The sequence below is a fragment of the Ruegeria sp. AB8 genome (assembly GCF_056542605.1).
Genome location: NZ_JBQGAB010000005.1, coordinates 1 through 16,712 on the forward strand (window position 1 = coordinate 1; position 16,712 = coordinate 16,712).

14 protein-coding genes are annotated in these 16,712 nt (G+C 55.5%); 7 read left to right on the plus strand and 7 right to left on the minus strand.

Translation table 11 applies throughout. The features are described from left to right. Positions 1-668: 668 nt before the first annotated feature. The 7 genes from ACR0CG_RS06500 to ACR0CG_RS06530 all read right to left on the minus strand — a co-directional run bounded on the left by ACR0CG_RS06500 (position 669) and on the right by ACR0CG_RS06530 (position 11,154). Positions 669-2,753, minus strand: coding sequence for an alkyl/aryl-sulfatase (locus tag ACR0CG_RS06500; protein WP_480523521.1), 2,085 nt, complete (start codon positions 2,751-2,753; stop codon positions 669-671). Positions 2,754-3,723: 970 nt separating this feature from the next. After that, the gene (locus tag ACR0CG_RS06505) at positions 3,724-5,139 is read right to left on the minus strand and encodes an FAD-binding oxidoreductase (RefSeq protein WP_480523523.1); all 1,416 of its coding nucleotides are present in this window, start codon (positions 5,137-5,139) and stop codon (positions 3,724-3,726) included. Positions 5,140-5,248: 109 nt separating this feature from the next. After that, entirely contained in the window at positions 5,249-5,506 is a 258-nt protein-coding gene (locus ACR0CG_RS06510) for a DUF4242 domain-containing protein (protein WP_170617216.1), read from the minus strand. 26 nt (positions 5,507-5,532) lie between these two features. Next, a complete protein-coding gene (locus ACR0CG_RS06515; protein ID WP_480523525.1) occupies positions 5,533-9,132 on the minus strand; it encodes an adenylate/guanylate cyclase domain-containing protein in 3,600 nt (1,199 codons plus the stop codon). Positions 9,133-9,265: 133 nt separating this feature from the next. Further along, the gene (locus ACR0CG_RS06520; protein ID WP_480523527.1) at positions 9,266-10,327 is read right to left on the minus strand and encodes a YeeE/YedE family protein; all 1,062 of its coding nucleotides are present in this window, start codon (positions 10,325-10,327) and stop codon (positions 9,266-9,268) included. Positions 10,328-10,370: 43 nt separating this feature from the next. Further along, entirely contained in the window at positions 10,371-10,679 is a 309-nt protein-coding gene (locus ACR0CG_RS06525; RefSeq protein WP_170617300.1) for a metalloregulator ArsR/SmtB family transcription factor, read from the minus strand. Between the two features lie 100 nt (positions 10,680-10,779). Beyond that, positions 10,780-11,154: a thioredoxin domain-containing protein gene (locus ACR0CG_RS06530; protein ID WP_170807468.1), complete on the minus strand. Its 375-nt coding sequence runs from the start codon at positions 11,152-11,154 to the stop codon at positions 10,780-10,782. An 80-nt stretch (positions 11,155-11,234) separates the two neighbouring features. On the opposite strand from ACR0CG_RS06530, the gene ACR0CG_RS06535 reads away from it, so the two are divergent. The 7 genes from ACR0CG_RS06535 (at position 11,235) to soxB (ending at position 16,704) form a co-directional block, all read left to right on the plus strand. Further along, positions 11,235-11,975 (plus strand): cytochrome c biogenesis CcdA family protein, encoded by a 741-nt coding sequence (locus ACR0CG_RS06535; RefSeq protein WP_480523529.1) that lies wholly within the window; start codon positions 11,235-11,237, stop codon positions 11,973-11,975. 14 nt (positions 11,976-11,989) lie between these two features. Next, positions 11,990-12,568, plus strand: coding sequence for a thioredoxin family protein (locus tag ACR0CG_RS06540; RefSeq protein WP_480523530.1), 579 nt, complete (start codon positions 11,990-11,992; stop codon positions 12,566-12,568). Positions 12,569-12,699: 131 nt separating this feature from the next. Then, positions 12,700-13,176 (plus strand): sulfur oxidation c-type cytochrome SoxX, encoded by a 477-nt coding sequence (soxX, locus tag ACR0CG_RS06545; protein WP_480523532.1) that lies wholly within the window; start codon positions 12,700-12,702, stop codon positions 13,174-13,176. A 46-nt stretch (positions 13,177-13,222) separates the two neighbouring features. After that, complete coding sequence (gene soxY / locus ACR0CG_RS06550) at positions 13,223-13,639, plus strand: thiosulfate oxidation carrier protein SoxY (protein ID WP_321254752.1); 417 nt, start codon at positions 13,223-13,225, stop codon at positions 13,637-13,639. A 34-nt stretch (positions 13,640-13,673) separates the two neighbouring features. Further along, on the plus strand, positions 13,674-14,003 hold the full coding sequence (soxZ, locus tag ACR0CG_RS06555) for a thiosulfate oxidation carrier complex protein SoxZ (RefSeq protein WP_170617232.1): 330 nt from the start codon (positions 13,674-13,676) through the stop codon (positions 14,001-14,003). Between the two features lie 70 nt (positions 14,004-14,073). Continuing rightward, positions 14,074-14,919, plus strand: coding sequence for a sulfur oxidation c-type cytochrome SoxA (gene soxA / locus ACR0CG_RS06560; protein WP_480523534.1), 846 nt, complete (start codon positions 14,074-14,076; stop codon positions 14,917-14,919). Positions 14,920-15,006: 87 nt separating this feature from the next. Continuing rightward, positions 15,007-16,704, plus strand: a complete 1,698-nt coding sequence (soxB, locus tag ACR0CG_RS06565; protein ID WP_480523536.1) for a thiosulfohydrolase SoxB — start codon at positions 15,007-15,009, stop codon at positions 16,702-16,704. Positions 16,705-16,712: the final 8 nt, after the last annotated feature.

Genomic DNA, 16,712 nt, shown 5'->3' on the forward strand with positions numbered 1-16,712 from the left:
CGGTCAACCAGAAAAGATCAGACATGTTCACCGCTCGTTTTTCAGCCGTGAATCATGCCGACCGCTGGAAATCAATGGGTCCTGACCCTACGGCGAACCGGCACTCTAGATGATCCTGCGGGTTGTCTCAACCAACTGAACCCATCCCACATTCCAAATCTGAAAGGAGGAGACCTATGTCTGCTCACATTCGCTATGCCTATCTGAAGGGCCATACGTGGTTGTTCAGACGGAACTATCCCGTTGACGTGGCTTTCGCGCTGGGCGCTCAGGCGCTCAGGCGCTGAAGCAGGGCCTGAAGACCGGGGATCGTAACACCGCCCGTGTCCGAGCCGCTGAAGTCAATGCGCGCTTCGAGACGCTGGTGGAGCAGGTGCTCTCGAAAGGCAGCGGAGGATTTGGCCGCTCGTGCTCAGGGGTTCCGTGACGCTGAAGCCTATTGGCAGTGGTTGGCAGACTATGTTGTCCGGCGGCGACCACCTTCATAGACAGAACCCTCGGCTGCCCTTAGCGGGTTGCCGGGGGTGTCCGCTTTGCTTTCTTTTTGCTGAAGCGGGTGTTGGTCGTAGGTGGCGGAATGAAGGCTGTGCGGACAAAGCTGCCAACCTATGCTTCATGGCGCGGGCAATTTACTTGCCCACACCAAAGATCTGCTTCGACTTTGCAGCTTATTCAATTGCAGGTAGCCCGGTGACCGCCTCAAAAGCGTCCGAATGCGGCTCTACATGATGAGGGTCTCGCGTCCCGGGCAAGACTTCAAAGAATGGATCGAAATCGACCATTGCCTGAGCGAGGATACCGAGCACGGTGGGGTCGCCCTCTATTTGAGCTGATCCATCCGCAAGTTGCGCATCCAGTGTTTTCTCACCGGCCATTGTCAATTCCAAGTCGGCACGGCTGATTGTCAAAGTCAGATCCGGCGCATCTGCAGTGAACCCTTCGACATTTGTCAAGGTCGCGTTGCGCAACTCCACGAGGAATTTCTCACCATTGTCGGGGGTCACCAAGTTCATAGTGAACTCGTGCCCTTCGACTTTGCGGCTGTCCATCTTGATGGCAAGGAAGTTCAGGAACAGTTCCGTCGACATAGCCCGAATAACGTCCGGACTCGAAGTGTCTGGAATGTCGCCCCCCGGGATACCCGAACGCAACTCAAATGCTCCGGATAGGAAGGAATTACGAAGTCCCGGGTTTTCTTGCTGATAGCCGAGTTGTTCGTACACATCTGCCAGCAGATTCCGGGCCGACATGTTATGCGGTTCCGCTTGCACCAGCTTGTTCAGAATCTCGCTGGCCAGAAGGTACTTACCGTTGTCATGCAATTCGACTCCTCGAGCCATGATTGCGTCTGAGCCGCCCATCATTTCTACATAGAGAGGCGCTGAGTCCTCTGGCGAGTGCGGGATCAACGTTGCCGGGTTGCAGTCCCAGAAGCCAATGTAACGCTGTACAACACCTCGGCTGTTGTGCTGGGGTGAACCGTGATAGCCGCGACAGTGCCACTTGTCTTGAAGGCTTTGCGGCAGGCTATAGACGTTGTGAATCTGGTTGATCGTCACGCCTTTGTTGACGAAATGCAGCGCTTGATTGTTCATGTGTGCATAAAGGTCTCGCTGATCGCGCAAAATCGCTTGGACTCGGTCGTTGCCCCAACGTGGCCAGTGGTGCGAATAGAACATCACGTCTGCTTCTGCACCATAGAGATGAAGCGCGCGGCTGATATACTTCGACCAACGCAACGGATCGCGAACAGGTGCGCCGCGCAGTGTGTAAATATTGTGTAACGTCGCCGTAACGTTTTCCGCCATCCACAGAGCCTTCAAGTCGGGCAAGTAGGTGTTCATATTCGAAGGTGCCTCTGTCCCCGGTGTGTTCTGGAAAATCATCCTGACACCATCCACCTCGAACTCTTCGATGTCCTCTTCGACTATTCGCGTCGGCGCAATCAGTCCGACAGCACCGGCTGACACACCCTGCCCAAGACCCTGTCCGACATAGCCATGAGGACTTGCAGGCAGTAGCAGCCCATACTGGTAAAACAGGCGGCGATTCATGGCGTTGCCGGCATAAACATTCTCGGAAATTGTATGCTCCATGAAATCGCGTGGTGCGATTATTTCAACCTTACCTGCGCGGACATCGGCCTCATCAACGACACCGCGCACCCCCCCCCAATGGTCGCCGTGGGAATGCGAATATATCACCGCTGTTACGGGCAATCCTTCGCCCACATGCTGCTGGAACAACTCCAGAGCAGCGCGAGCAGGTTCCGCAGAGATAAGAGGATCAATAACAATCCACCCAGTCTTGCCGCGCACGAAAGTGACATCGGATAGGTCAAACCCACGCACTTGGAAAATGCCAGGAATAACCTCGTAGAGACCATAGTTCTGGTTCAATCGGGAAATGCGCTGCAGTGATGGGTGAATACTGTCAAAGTCAGTATCGCTATTCAGAAAATCAAATCGCTTCTTGTCCCACGCGACGTGACCGGCATCAGCCATGATCTGCGTGTCCTGCATCTCAGCAATGAGGCCGCGCTGCTGTTCTTCGAAGTCCTGCACATCAGAGAATGGAAGGGTACGCCTCGCTTCGTCCAGAATTTCCAGTGTATATTTGGACGGTGCCTTCCCTTTCGGATGGAAATGCCCTTCAAGCGGCGGTGCGGAAGCCGTGCTCTGTGCGGCTGCTTCGTCTAACAGAGCGGCGGACGAAACAGCAAATGCCGTTCCGACGCTTGGAATTGCCTTCAATACATCGCGTCTAGTGGTCATAAGTTCCCTCCTCCCAAATCTTCAAACTGTGACTATGTTTGCGATGATAGCAGCCGAGAAGCTTTGACGCATGATAAACAAATTCATTTCTTGCGATATCTGGCGTGATCTCTAGACGGTCCTTCGCTGCACTGGTCCCAGCCCCCGGAACATCAACACCAGCGACCACCCGTCAGCGCCCGAAACCAGTCGTCAGCGGTTCTGTCAGCACCAGAGACCGGCCTCTCCGGCGGTCGAAAAGTCCCGTGCTCACTGTTAGATTTGCCCCGTGCTCATTCCGCTGACGCTCCATTCCGCCCGTCGCTTCGCTCAGCAGAATGCCCCCGAAACCGCCCCAGTTTCTCGGGCTAGTGAGAAAAGTTGATAGGTTTCATCGGTGGGCAAGGATTCCTACCATCCCAGCCACCATTCTCCGAAAGAGCAACAAAATAGGGGAATTCCTCCCCTTCCACCCGTCGTGTATCCCAGTCTTCCGACAATGGGATACAAGGTGGGATACACTCTTCCAGTTCCAAAATCGGATACCGTACCCAGCGACGCAGCCGCGTCGGCCCTTATGCTTGTGTAGGAAAAGCGGATAAGTGTCATCCAAAGGTCTGGACAGCCTGCAATGGCTATTTAGACCCAGTGTGTAGTTTAGGCCCCCGAGAATGAGAGCGGCAGGCGCACTACCTTATTGATCACATGCGCGCCGCTCAGGTCGGGAAACGAGGGCCGGTTATGGTGAAGCTGGCGGAACGCTTCGATCAGCAAGACCGGCAGATATGCAATGCACAGTTCTCTCTTCGCCGCCTCATTCGGTTGATTTCGGAACCGGATTCGTATGGACCCTCAAGACGGCAATCAAGAGGTCCCTGCGGGCTTTTGGCACACCCAAGAGAGCATTTGTGCGGTACCAAATCAGGTTACGGGTCTCTACTCAGCCCGACTCTGCAAGCACTGCATGGCCTCACCCGGGCAAGATGTTGTGATTGATCCTGAACAGATTATTTGGATCATAGTTGCCTTTGATCTTTGTTAGCTTCTCGCCATGCGCGCCGTACGCGCAAGTCATATGATCCGCTTCGTCCTCTGGCATGAAGTTCACATACGCGCTGCCAGTCGAATGTGGTCGCATCTGCTCATAAAGCCTGCGCGCCCATTCAATGCATTCTCCGTCCTTTCCAGAATCTTCCCAACGCGTGTGAACGTTCATGATGAAATGCGCCGATCTTTCCGGATACGCTGTCGCGCTGGATTCAACGCGGGCCATTGCGCCACCTACATGGGCAATGAAGACTTCGCACGCCGGGTCGGGAAGGCTGGAAATTGCCTCCAGCAGACCCGCTATCGCATCCGAGGATAGCGCATCGAAATCATGGCTTTTCCAATAGTTCCGGGCCCCGGGCGTCAACAAGGGGTCAAAGGCGGCTTGCCAGTCCACGAACTTGTGCGGTGATATGACATCGGCAATCGGTTCGCCGAGCGCACGTAAAGGTGACATCGCCTTTTCACCCTCGCCCATCGGTCCACTATAGCAAGCCGCAAAGATCAGCACTTCCCGCCCATGCCATTCCTCCGGCAGGAAAGGCAGAGGCGGTGCTTTGCGCATCACGCTCCAGACGGTCAGTTCATCAGGGGAATTGTCTGCAATGGCCGCAAATTGGGCAAGAAGCTCCGGTGCTTTTTCGATCGGATGTACGATCAGGCCCGACAGAACATCGGGTCCGAGGTCGTGCAACTGGAACTCGAAGGAAGTCACGACCCCGAAATTTCCACCCCCACCGCGGATGGCCCAGAAAAGTTCGGGGTGGCTCGTGGAAGAGGCTGTTACAATCGCGCCGTCTGCAGTCACGACTTCTGCCGAAAGCAGGTTGTCGATAGTCATGCCGAATTTCCGGGTGGTCCATCCAAAGCCGCCGCCCAAGGTCAGGCCTGCGATACCCGTGGTCGAGTTGATGCCAACGGGAACGGCAAGCCCATGAGCCTGAGTTTCGCGATCCACGTCGCCAAGCAGTGCACCTGGCGCAACCCGCGCTGTCTTGTTGATGGGATCCACGTGTACAGACCGCATATGGGACAGATCGAGCATTACGGTCTCGTCCGCGACAGCATGACCTGCAATCTGATGACCGCCGGACCGGACCGACATCATGAGGCCTGCGTCTCGGACAAAGTTCACTGCCTTCTGGACATCGCTCGCCCCCATGGCGCGGATTACGAACCCGGGATAACGTTCGAACATACTGTTCCAGGTCGTCCTTGCGTCTTCATATTCCGAAGTTCCCTGCAGGTAGACACCGCCACGAAGTGAAGCATCCAGCGCGTCCAGCGCTTCCTGATCCACAGTTGCTGTGCTTCCGTCGAGTGTTTTCAGGTCATACATGCTTAGGCCTCCCCATTGTCAGGTCAGGCTTCTTGCACGGCTGCCTCATGTACTTATGAAGCCCTTCACGAAGGAGCTACGTTCTTTCAAGTAAAAGACCGGCTGACGGTCAGGCGAATATGCCCGGATCGATCTGATCCACAGGTGTTATGACATCGGCAGGAATGTTCAGGCGCTCGGCCGCCTTTCTGAGGCTCTCCTCATCAGGGGCTTCATAAAGACAATATGTCTTGCGCTTGTCTGCACTCAGGAACGAGAAAATCCACTCGACGCCGACCTCGTCATTGATTTGCTTGATGTGGATTTTGTCATCGTCGGTGACGTTCAGTTGCTCGGCGAATTGTCTTTCTATGATGTACCTTGGCATGATGCTCCCCCAAGCATGGTATGGCCTTAACTGGCTGTTCCTTCGAGCTTTGACCTTAAGGAAACCATACTCAATTTCTGCGAAATTGCCAACGCTTCCCCTTCCAGTTGAAACGCCAGCTTCAGATCACTCGCGCTACCCCGGCGCCGCAGCGCGGATGCGTAGGCTGCCTTGCTATGCGCAATCCAGGGCGGGCATTTCATGTGCGTGTCTACTTCGATAGCCTTTTCGAACATCCTTTCGGCAATATCCCAGTCCTTCAGCAGCGCGGCCAGACTGCCAAGGCGTCTCGCAGCGGCCCCGGTGCAAACTGTGGTTGCCCCAGCGGTGATCGTCAGCTCTTCGTATTGGGCAAGCATGTCAAAGAGGGTCTTGGCATGCTTAAGGTTCTCAACGGCGACGCAAATGTCGGCAAGATAGGACAATGTAGTCGAATACATGGCATCCGGTGGAAGATCGAAGCCATTTTCTGCCATTTCGTTCAAAATGCGTTCGGCTGGTTCTGTATATCCCAACTCTGCCGCGATCAGGCCAAAGCCCGGTTTCCAGGAAATATCCTCGGGGCTGTCCGTCATCAGTTTTTTGATCACCGGCGCGACCTCGTGCAGGCGGTTCTGTTCGCGGCGGATGGTGAACATCTGAACACCGAAGACACCTTCAACGTGTTCTCCGTGGGTCTTCCGACCTATCTGCACCGCCTCGGTTGCATGCTTTTCGGCCTGGTCAAAATCGCCGTCCATAATTGCAATCATGGCGCGTGCGTGTTTCTGAACCCAGTAGAGCTGCAGATGGTTTTCCTTTTCCGAGTTCTCCGCCAGCAATTCGAGCGATTTGTCCATCAGGTCTCGGTCGGCCATTTCGGCTCCGACAAACAGGCTGAGTGTCCAATTTCGACCCTGATCAATACTTCCCAGGTTCTCGGCCACCCGATGCATGGCATCGAGGTTTTCACGCCAATGGCGCGCCTCTCTTCCTTTGCGCGCGACAAACGGCGCGCCAAAATGCATCATCATCACAGAGAACTGGGATTTGTAATCACCCAGTCTCGCGGCCAGTTCCATGGATTGTTGGCCAAAACGCACGCCCTCGGAAAGCTGGCCAGCAAACATGTGCGCGCGCGCAAGTTGGCTCATCAGCCTGCACCGGCGAACTTCGTCATGGTCGGGCAGGTCCTTCAGCGCGTTGTCACAAAGTTCAATTGCCTCGCTGTATTTCTCGCTCGACATCATACACGAATCCGCAAAGTGGTTGGCCGCATCTGCAGCGAGCTCTACGTCACGTATGACACGGGCTGCGTCCGAAGCAGCTTTCAAGACCGCTATACCCTCTGGCAACTGACCCAGGCTGTCATGGCTGCGACCGATCAATATTTTGCTCTTGATCGTTTGAGCACTGTTCTCAGGTCCAAGTTTTTCCGCTGCCTTGAGTGTTTCCCGGGCGTTGACCATCGCTTCTTGGCTGGCAGATCGCGCCAGGGCCATTTCAGTCGCAGTGCGCCATTTTTCGAACGCAGCGGGCCATTCTTCGGCCTCTGAAAGATGGCGGGCGACCAATTCGGGTCGGCGTTCAATCTCAGCAGATCGCATCTGCAGCAAAGCGCGCGCCACACCTGAGTGCTGCTGCCTTCGGGTAGAGCTCAACATAGACTGATAGGCAGTGTCACGAATAAGGGCATGTCGGAAAACGAAATGCCCGCGATTATGCCCGCTTTCAAAGATCAGGCCGGTACGAGAAAGCTCTTCGAGACGCTTGATGATGTCGGCTTCATCTAGGCTCATTGCGGCACTCAATATGCTCGGCTCAAACTCTCGACCAATGACGGATCCCGTAAGCGCGACTTGTTTGGCCTCTGGTGAAACCGCATCGAGCCGCGCCATCAACGCACCTTTCAAAGATGACGGTATGTGGATTTGTCCCTGCTCTCCGGCTTCCACGATTGCGCGGGTCAGTTCCTCGACGAACAAGGGCACGCCATCCGTCTTCTCAACAATTGCGGCGATCAGCGCATCGTCCGGATCCTGACCGGTAATATTGCGAACCAGATTGAAGACATGAGCTGAATCAAACCGCCTCAGCAAGAGGGTCTGAACGTGCGAGGCTCCATCGTCACGGGCCATTTCCCAGCCCGGTCTGTGCGTTATCAACATCATCAGGGGAAGATCGGTGCAAATCGCTTTGAAACGCTCCAACAGGGCCTGCGTCGAAGGATCGATCCAATGAGCATCCTCAACGCACAGAATAACCGGGCGAACGCTTGACCGAACCTGAACCGCGTGGATCAAGGTTTGAATTGTTAGGTCGCGCTGCTCCTGCGGCGTCAAGTCGAGCACTTCTCGAGCGAGCGCGCTACGAGGCGCGACCAGTGCGGCGAAAACAGGCAAGACCTTCTCCCAGTCCAAGCCTTTTCTGCCCTCCAGCATCTTCCTGACATGGTCGAGGATCAGATCGTCATCAAAGTCCGGTTCAACATCCGCGTCCTGGGAAATTCGCTGCGTAACCGGGTGGAAAGGACTGCTGGTCAGATAAGGGGAACAGTTCAGTCTTATCACATCGGCTTCGTCAGTTGCGGCGACTTCTGCAAGGAATTCCTCTGTCAGGCGCGATTTTCCAATTCCGGCCTCGCCCGCCAGAAGGACAACCTCCCCATGACCGCTTTTGGCGCGTTGCCACGACTGCAAAAGGATCCCTTTTTCGTAATCCCTGCCAATCATGGCGCTGCCGGCGTCATTTCTGTGTGAAGCGCGAAAACGGCTCTCCGCGCTGCGCTCCGAAACTACTTTCAACAGAGTGCGTGGTTCTCTGAACCCCTTGAGTTCGGTTTGCCCAAGAGATTTGAACTCAAAAATCTGATGCAAGGCTGCTTCGGTTTCTTCAACAGACAAGACGACTGAGTTTGGTTCTGCATATTCCTGCAAACGAGCCGCAAGATTGACGATCGGGCCGGTCATTGCGCCTTCTTCGTAAGTATTTTCTCCGACCGTGTCGCCGACCACCACATCACCACTCGCAACGCCCAGCCTGACAGACAAACGCTCGCCGTCCGGCGTTTTAAGTTCTTTGACCCGTCGAACAGCCTCAAGACCGGCCTTTACCGCGCGAACAGCGTGATCTTCATAGGCCGTTGGCCAGCCGAAGAACACCAGAAGGCCATCGCCCAGATATTTCGCGACGTAGCCGCCATATCGGCTTACCGCCCCTGCGACGGCATCCTGGTAATTCTGCAACAGACCCCGCATGTCTTCGGGATCCAGGCGATTGGTCAGTTCTGTCGAGCCAACCAGATCAGCAAACACGACTGTTAAATGTCGCCTCTCAGCGGCTGTTTGTGTTGTAGATCTTCTTTTCGATGGACTTCCACTTTCAGTCTCATCAGAAACAAATTCCTCATCCTTCTCATCGATTTGCCCGTCCGCTGACTGGGATGAAGTGGGCAATTTCTGTTGGCTACCCAGTTCCCGAACCGCAGCGAGAATAATTTTTCGATGACCCAGACTTACCCCAAGCTCCTTGAGGTCGTCGCTTGTCAACAATGGCAAAACGCGCGCATCGATATCGTTTTCCGCAAAAGCATCTGCGTACTGACTCAATCCGAGATCATTTAGCCACTTTTCAATTTCGACCGACATATCTGGATCATGATGAGGTATGAGGCGCTAATCAAGAAAACGCTATCAACACGAACTGATTATTGGCGAAAGAAACTCACCGACGTCAGGGAAGCGGCGGGAAGTTGTTTCCGGTTGGCGTTGAATTAGGAACTCAACGCTCAGTTATGAAAGACAGCCCTGAGACGAGTTGCCTCAAACCAAGGGCTGCCCCGGCGAAGATCGCAGCGAATGTGACGGGCGCGCTGTAGGCAAGAAGTGAGAAGGCAGAGATACCTTGTCCAACGCTGCATCCAACCGCGATGACCGCGCCCGGGCCCATGATGGCGGCGCCCAGCATTTGCCGCTTGAGTTCACGTGGATCCTCGCACGCTTCCCACCGGAAATGGCCCTTGGACCAGGATCCAAGGAACGCTCCGATGAGAACACCTGAGACCGAACCGACAGCAAACGAAAGCGTGGTGCCGGATGCAGTCATCAGATAGAGTATCGTGTCACCCAGCGGCCTTGCGAATGTATGGGTCTGCACCGTCTCTGCGTCAAAGCCATGAGACGCAACCCAATACGTTCCAAGCCAACCTGAGGCGACCGCCAGTCCTACGGCTGTGCCCCAAAACACCCGCGACGGGGTGCGGCGAAACCGTTCGTTTGCCAGAGCGAAACCCACCATGGCGGCGCCGGCAAGCGCACCGATCAACCAGGCCGGAACAGAGGTCAAGCGCTCGGCCAGAAAGCTGATGCTCTGCGGCTGGCCAATATCCATTTCCACAGGAAATACCGAAACCCTGAGATATGCCAGGGGGCCCGACATTGCGACGTATGCTGACAGACCAAGGACAGATACGATTACGAATGATCGGAGGTCACCGCCCCCCAGCCTTGCCAATGCGCCGTAGCCACAGTTTCCACTGATGGCCATGCCGTAGCCGAACAGCACCCCCCCCACGATCGAGCCGATCGGGTTCCACGATTGCGCAAGATATGTCGTTTCGACGGGATCGAGCCAACCCAACGCCATAGCCGCGTGGCTACCGACAATGGCCACACCGATTGCAACGGCCCACATTCGCAGCCGCCCATCATCATCCGCGTATAGGTAGTCCTCAATCGCGCCCAACGTGCAGAATCGGCCGATACGTGCCGCCAATCCCAACACTATCCCGCCGATCAAACCGATCAGGGCAACGGAATTGGCGTCTCCCAGCAATTCGAACATGGCCAGTCCCCTCCCAAAGCTGGCGGCCTTTCAGACAGGGCCTCTAGTTTTCCCTGCAGAAAAGATCGTAAACAACTTCGAGAATCTGTGTCGATCGGTCGTCAGCCAGTCTGTAGTAGATCGTTTTTCCTTCGCGCCGGGTTTTGACCAGACCTTCGAAGCGCAGGCGAGACAGTTGTTGAGAGACCGCAGCCTGCCGAGCTGATAGCATCTCCTCCATCTGGGTGACGGATTTTTCCCCCGAGGACAGATAGCACAGGATCATAAGACGCCCTTCGTGACTGATAGCCTTCAGGAAGTTTGATGCCGTCTGGGCATTTTCCATCATTCGGTCCAGATCTTCCGCACACATGTCCTTCGAGAACACAGGCAGTTTCGATGGTTTGTCCAACAAGAATGCCTCGCTGTCTTGGCTTCACGTATTCAAAACAGTTTATATAATTTGCAGCCAATTAGCCAGAGGTCTCAATCGGTATTCCTGCGTCACGAAGCAAAACACCCAACATGCCCCAGAAAAAGTCCTCGCCCGGGTAGCCTTCGATCCGGCCGACCTCGTGGCCATTGTCCAACAAAACAAAGGTCGGCGTGTAGTAGAGAGGTTTAGTGAGAGAAATACCGTCTGGCAGTGCCGCGTGGATATCGACGCGCTGCAATGGTGCGGCATGTCCTTCGGGCGTTTTCGGGTAGATCTGAGAGATTTCGGAATCCCAACGGGCGCACCACATACACCCATCTTCCTCTGCCATCAGAAGTGTCATTTCGGCCCGTGAAGACACAGGGAAAACAAGCAATGTGATTGCCAGAACAAGCAAGAGTAATTGACGCATCTCAAGCTCCGATTGACCGCAGCATTATATCTTTACTATTTTGAATGTGTGAATGATAGCGCTTTGGGACGGATTTGACCATGCTCGACATTACATTTGCAGGAGCTTTGGTCGCGGGGCTGTTGTCCTTTCTCTCTCCTTGCATCCTGCCAATTGTGCCCTTCTACCTCAGCTATCTGGCGGGTGTCGGGATGGAGCAGATTTCAGCAGGTTCCGCCATTTCGCCCGGCGTCCGTCGCAGGGCCATGTTATCTGCAATCGCATTTGCCGCCGGGATCATCACCGTATTCATGGCACTCGGAGCGACGGCTTCGATTTTTGGGCAGTTGGTCCGAGAGTATTTCGACATTCTGCGTTGGATCGCGGCGGCCACCATCATTGCGATGGGCCTACATTTCCTTGGGCTTGTCCGCATCGGGTTTCTGTATCGCCAGATTCGCGCGGATTTAGGCGAGACGTCGAACATAAGCCTGATCGGAGCCTACGTTCTGGGACTGGCCTTTGCTTTTGGCTGGACACCCTGCGTCGGGCCGGTGCTTGCGGCAATCCTGTTTACCGCGGCAGGTACCGAGACGGCCTGGCGTGGTGCAATGCTTTTGTTCGTCTACGGTGTAGGAATGACCGCGCCGTTTGTTCTGGCGGCCTTTTTGGTTCGTCCGTTCATGCAATGGATGGCGCGGTTCAGGAAGCATTTGCCTTTGATCGAAAAGGCAATGGGCGGGATGCTGATTCTCTTCGGCGTGCTGATTGCAACCAACTCTATCAACCTCATCGCCCAGTGGATGCTGGACCATATTCCCTGGCTCGCGGCGATTGGCTAAGACAGGAGGAAGACATGAACCGAGTATTACTTTTCCTGGCAGCATGCCTGTTGGGTGGGGCCGTTTCCGCGGCGGAACTGGGCGACGACGGCTTGCACAAAACGCCGTGGATGCGCGATACGTTCAAGGACCTCCGCGACGATCTTGAAGAGGCTTCAAGCGAAGGTAAGCGCCTGGTTTTATTCATTGAACAACAAGGCTGCATCTATTGCAAAAAGATGCATGATGAGGTTTTTCCCCAGCCTGATCTGGCGGTGTATATCGAAGACAACTTCTTTGTGGTCCAATTGGATCTGCATGGAAGCACCACCGCCACCGACTTTGACGGGGAAGAAAATGAGCAAAGAGCGCTGATGCGCAAGTGGGGGATTCTGTTCACCCCGACGCTTGTTTTTCTGCCGGAAGAAGTTCCACAGGACGCCACGGCCATCAATGCGGCGGTTGCCGTCATGCCAGGCGCGTTCTCCAATGGAACAACCCTGGATCTTTTCACGTGGGTCAATGAGAAACGATACGAACTTGATAATGGTGAAGATTTTCAACGGTATCATGCGCGGCGCATTCAGGAGCGAAACAATATTTCGCAGGACTGAGCGTTAGCGTTACAAATAAAAAAATTCATTTTGATGAATTTAATGTTGCGACGAACCCTGCCCGTCGACTACGGTACGCCAAAGCTTTAGGCCGCAAAGCGCCATCGGCGCGGTAACAAATGGGAGGGATCATGAAGCTGAGACTCTTAACTTTGGTCTGCGCAATGACAGGTGTCGGCGCCTATGCGGCAGGTACAGGCCCAAAGGACGTAGCCTATGATGATTATGGTGCAATCGAGGTCTCTCTGACCGGCGTTGCAGGTGATGTCGAAAACGGCGCGATCATCGTCGGAGACAAGTCCAAGGGCAACTGCGTGGCCTGCCACGCGGTTACGGCCTTGGCGGAAATTCCGTTTCATGGCGAAGTTGGACCGATGCTGGACGGCGCTGGTGATCGTTGGAGCGAAGCAGAACTTCGTGGTTTGGTCGCAAATGCCAAGATGACGTTTGAAGGAACGGTCATGCCCGCCTTCTACAAGGATGACGGTTATATTCGCCCCGGCGACGCCTATACCGGCAAAGCTCCGTCAGCGCCTTTGACGACGATCCTCACCGCGCAGGAGATCGAGGATGTGGTCGCATTTCTGGCGACCCTGAAAGAGGAATGATCACGCATTAAGGCGTGAAATTGCGAGAATCCGAAGGAGATTGAAAATGGAACTTTCTCGTCGCGAGACTCTGGCCCTTGGCCTGAGCGCCGCGTTCCTGACACTGATGCCGCTTCGCGCCAATGCGGCCGCCGATGATGCCATCGCGGCGTTTACCGGCGGGGCGGACATGGCGGACGGTGGTGTCACCCTTACCGCGCCGGAAATTGCCGAGAATGGCAATACTGTACCGATTGAAGTCAGTGCGCCGGGTGCTTCCGCAATTCTGATCGTGGCGGCAGGCAACCCCGAGCCGGGCGTTGCCACGTTCAATTTCGGCCCGCTGGCGGCCGAACAGGCTGCTTCCACGCGCATTCGGCTTGCCGGAACGCAGGACGTCATTGCTGTGGCCAAGATGGCGGATGGTAGCTTTGCCAAGGCATCCGCGACCGTAAAAGTGACAATTGGCGGCTGCGGCGGCTGATCGCCACGCGCCCTGAAGAACAGGAGTTCAACCAATGGCATCCGGTGTAAAACCCCGCGTCAAGGTTCCCAAGACTGCCGCTGCTGGCGAAACGATCACGATCAAAACGCTGATCAGCCACAAAATGGAAAGCGGTCAGCGCAAAGACAAAGAAGGAAATGTCATCCCGCGTTCGATCATAAACCGTTTCACCTGCGAGTTTAACGGTGAGCTGGTCGTTGATGTGACGATGGAGCCGGCGATTTCGACAAACCCGTACTTCCAGTTCGAAGCAACCGTGCCCGAGGCCGGTGAGTTTGTCTTCACATGGTACGACGATGACGGTTCTGTCTACGACGAAAAGAAATCGATCGAGATCGCCTGACGGCTCGGCCGCTAAGGCAGGTCAGCGCCGGTTATGAGTTCTGGCGCTGGTCCACCAAGGGAGGAACGTAATGAAAAATAAGGCACTTACGACGATTGCGGCTATTCTGGCTTTCCCAGTGGCGGCAGTGGCCGAACCAGACGGCGACAATCTCGTGATCAACGACGAGCTGGATATGATCTCGGTAACCGCAGCACCGGCGCATGTCGAAAACTTCGACAAGATCTATTCTGGGTGGCATTTCCGAACCGATGAAACCCAGGCGCTTCAAATCGACGATTTTGACAATCCGGCGATGATCTTTGTCGATCAGGCCGCAGACCTGTTCCAGGCGGCCGACGGTGCCGCTGGTGAAAGCTGTGCCTCGTGCCATGATGGCGTGGAAAGCTTCAAGGGGTTGCAGGCGTCCATGCCCAAGGTCGATGCCGAAAGCGGCAAGCTGATGGTGATGGAAGATCTGATCAACAAGTGTCGTACGGATCGCATGGAAGCCGATGCCTGGAAATGGTCCGGTGGCGACATGCAGGGAATGGTCGCGCTGATTGGTCTGCAGTCACGCGGGATGCCGATGAACGTCGCTATTGATGGCGATGCCGCCCCCTATTGGGAGCAGGGTAAGGAAATGTACTATACCCGCTATGGCCAGTTGGAACTGAGCTGCGCCAATTGTCATGAGGACAACTGGGGCAACATGATCCGGGCGGATCACCTGAGCCAGGGTATGATCAACGGATTTCCGACCTACCGCCTGAAACAGGCCAAGCTAATTTCGCGCCACAATCGTTTCCGCGGCTGTATTCGCGACACACGGGCGGAAACCTTTGCCGAAGGATCGGATGAGTTCCGCGCGCTGGAGCTTTACGTTGCTTCGCGCGGAAACGGGCTGTCGATCGAAACTCCGGCCGTGCGTCAATAACACTGAACCCGCGCAAGAGATGTCTTGCGCGGGTTTTCATCTGATTAAACATTCACACATTTATATGTGAAATAGGAAAGCCGATAGATGATTTCGCGACGTGACTTCCTGCAGGTTTCGATGGCCGCTTCCGCGCTCTATGGGGCGTCCGGGTTTGGAAACTGGGCCAGACTTGCCGCGCAGCAAAGCCTGACGCAGGATCAGCTGCTGGAGTTTGAGACTTTTGGCAATATCAGCCTGATCCATGTCACCGACATACACGCGCAACTCAAGCCGATCTATTTCCGCGAACCCGAAGTCAATCTGGGTATCGGCGACGCGCGTGGGCACATGCCGCATGTGACGGGTGCCGCGTTTCGCAAAGCCTACGGGATCGAGGATGGAAGCCCGTCTGCCTATGCGCTGACCTACAATGATTTCGCGGCGCTGGCGAAGACCTATGGCCGGGTCGGTGGTCTGGACCGGGTCTCGACAGTCATAAATGCTATCCGCGCTGAACGCCCTGATGCCCTGCTTCTGGACGGCGGCGATACATGGCACGGTTCTTACACCTGCTACCAGACGGCTGGGCAGGACATGGTCAATGTCATGAACGCGCTGAAACCTGACGCGATGACATTCCATTGGGAATTCACCCTGGGCAGCGACAGAGTCAACGAAATCGTCGAAGGTTTGCCCTTTGCCGCCCTGGGCCAGAACATCTTTGATGCCGAATGGGACGAACCCGCCGAGCTGTTCCAACCCTACAAGTTCTTTGACCGGGGCGGCGCAAAGGTCGCCGTGATCGGGCAGGCATTCCCCTACATGCCAATCGCCAACCCTGGCTGGATGTTCCCGGAATACTCTTTCGGTATTCGGGACGAAAACATGCAGGCCATGGTCGACGAAGTGCGCGATGCCGGTGCCGATGTTGTCGTTGTCCTCAGCCACAATGGGTTCGACGTTGACAAAAAGATGGCCGCACGGGTGCAGGGGATCGACGTGATCCTCAGCGGTCACACCCATGATGCGTTGCCCGAGCCAGTTCTGGTTGGCAAGACCCACATCATCGCGTCGGGTTCGAATGGTAAATTCGTCAGCCGCGTGGACCTGGATGTGCGGGATGGCCAGATGATGGGGTTGAAGCACAAGCTGATCCCGATCTTCTCGGACGTTATCGCCCCAGATCCTGCCATTTCCGCCTTGATCAACGATCAACGGGCACCTTTCGAAACGGCATTGAGCGAGGTCATCGGTAAGACCGACTCGCTGCTTTACCGCCGGGGCAACTTTAACGGCACCTGGGATGATCTGATCTGCGATGCCCTGATCAACCAGCGCGAGGCGGACATCGCGATGTCGCCCGGCGTCCGTTGGGGGCCGTCGATCCTGCCGGGGCAGGACATTACCCGCGAAGACATCTGGAACGTCACCTCGATGTCCTATCCGAACGCGTATCGCACGGAAATGACGGGCGAATTCATCCACGTCATCCTCGAAGATGTCGGTGACAACCTGTTCAACCCAGATCCCTACTACCAGCAGGGCGGCGACATGGTGCGTGTCGGCGGGCTTGGCTACCGCATCGACGTAACCAAACCGCAAGGCCAGCGGATCAGTGAAATGACCCTGCTCAAGACCGGCGAGGCGATTGATCCGTCGAAAACCTACGTCGTGGCGGGTTGGGCCAGCGTCAACGAGGGCACCGAAGGCCCACCCATTTGGGATGTCGTCGAAAACCACATTCGCGGCCAGGGCACCGTGACCGTCGAGCCGAATACATCGGTCGATGTCATCGGCGCCTGAGGCCGCGG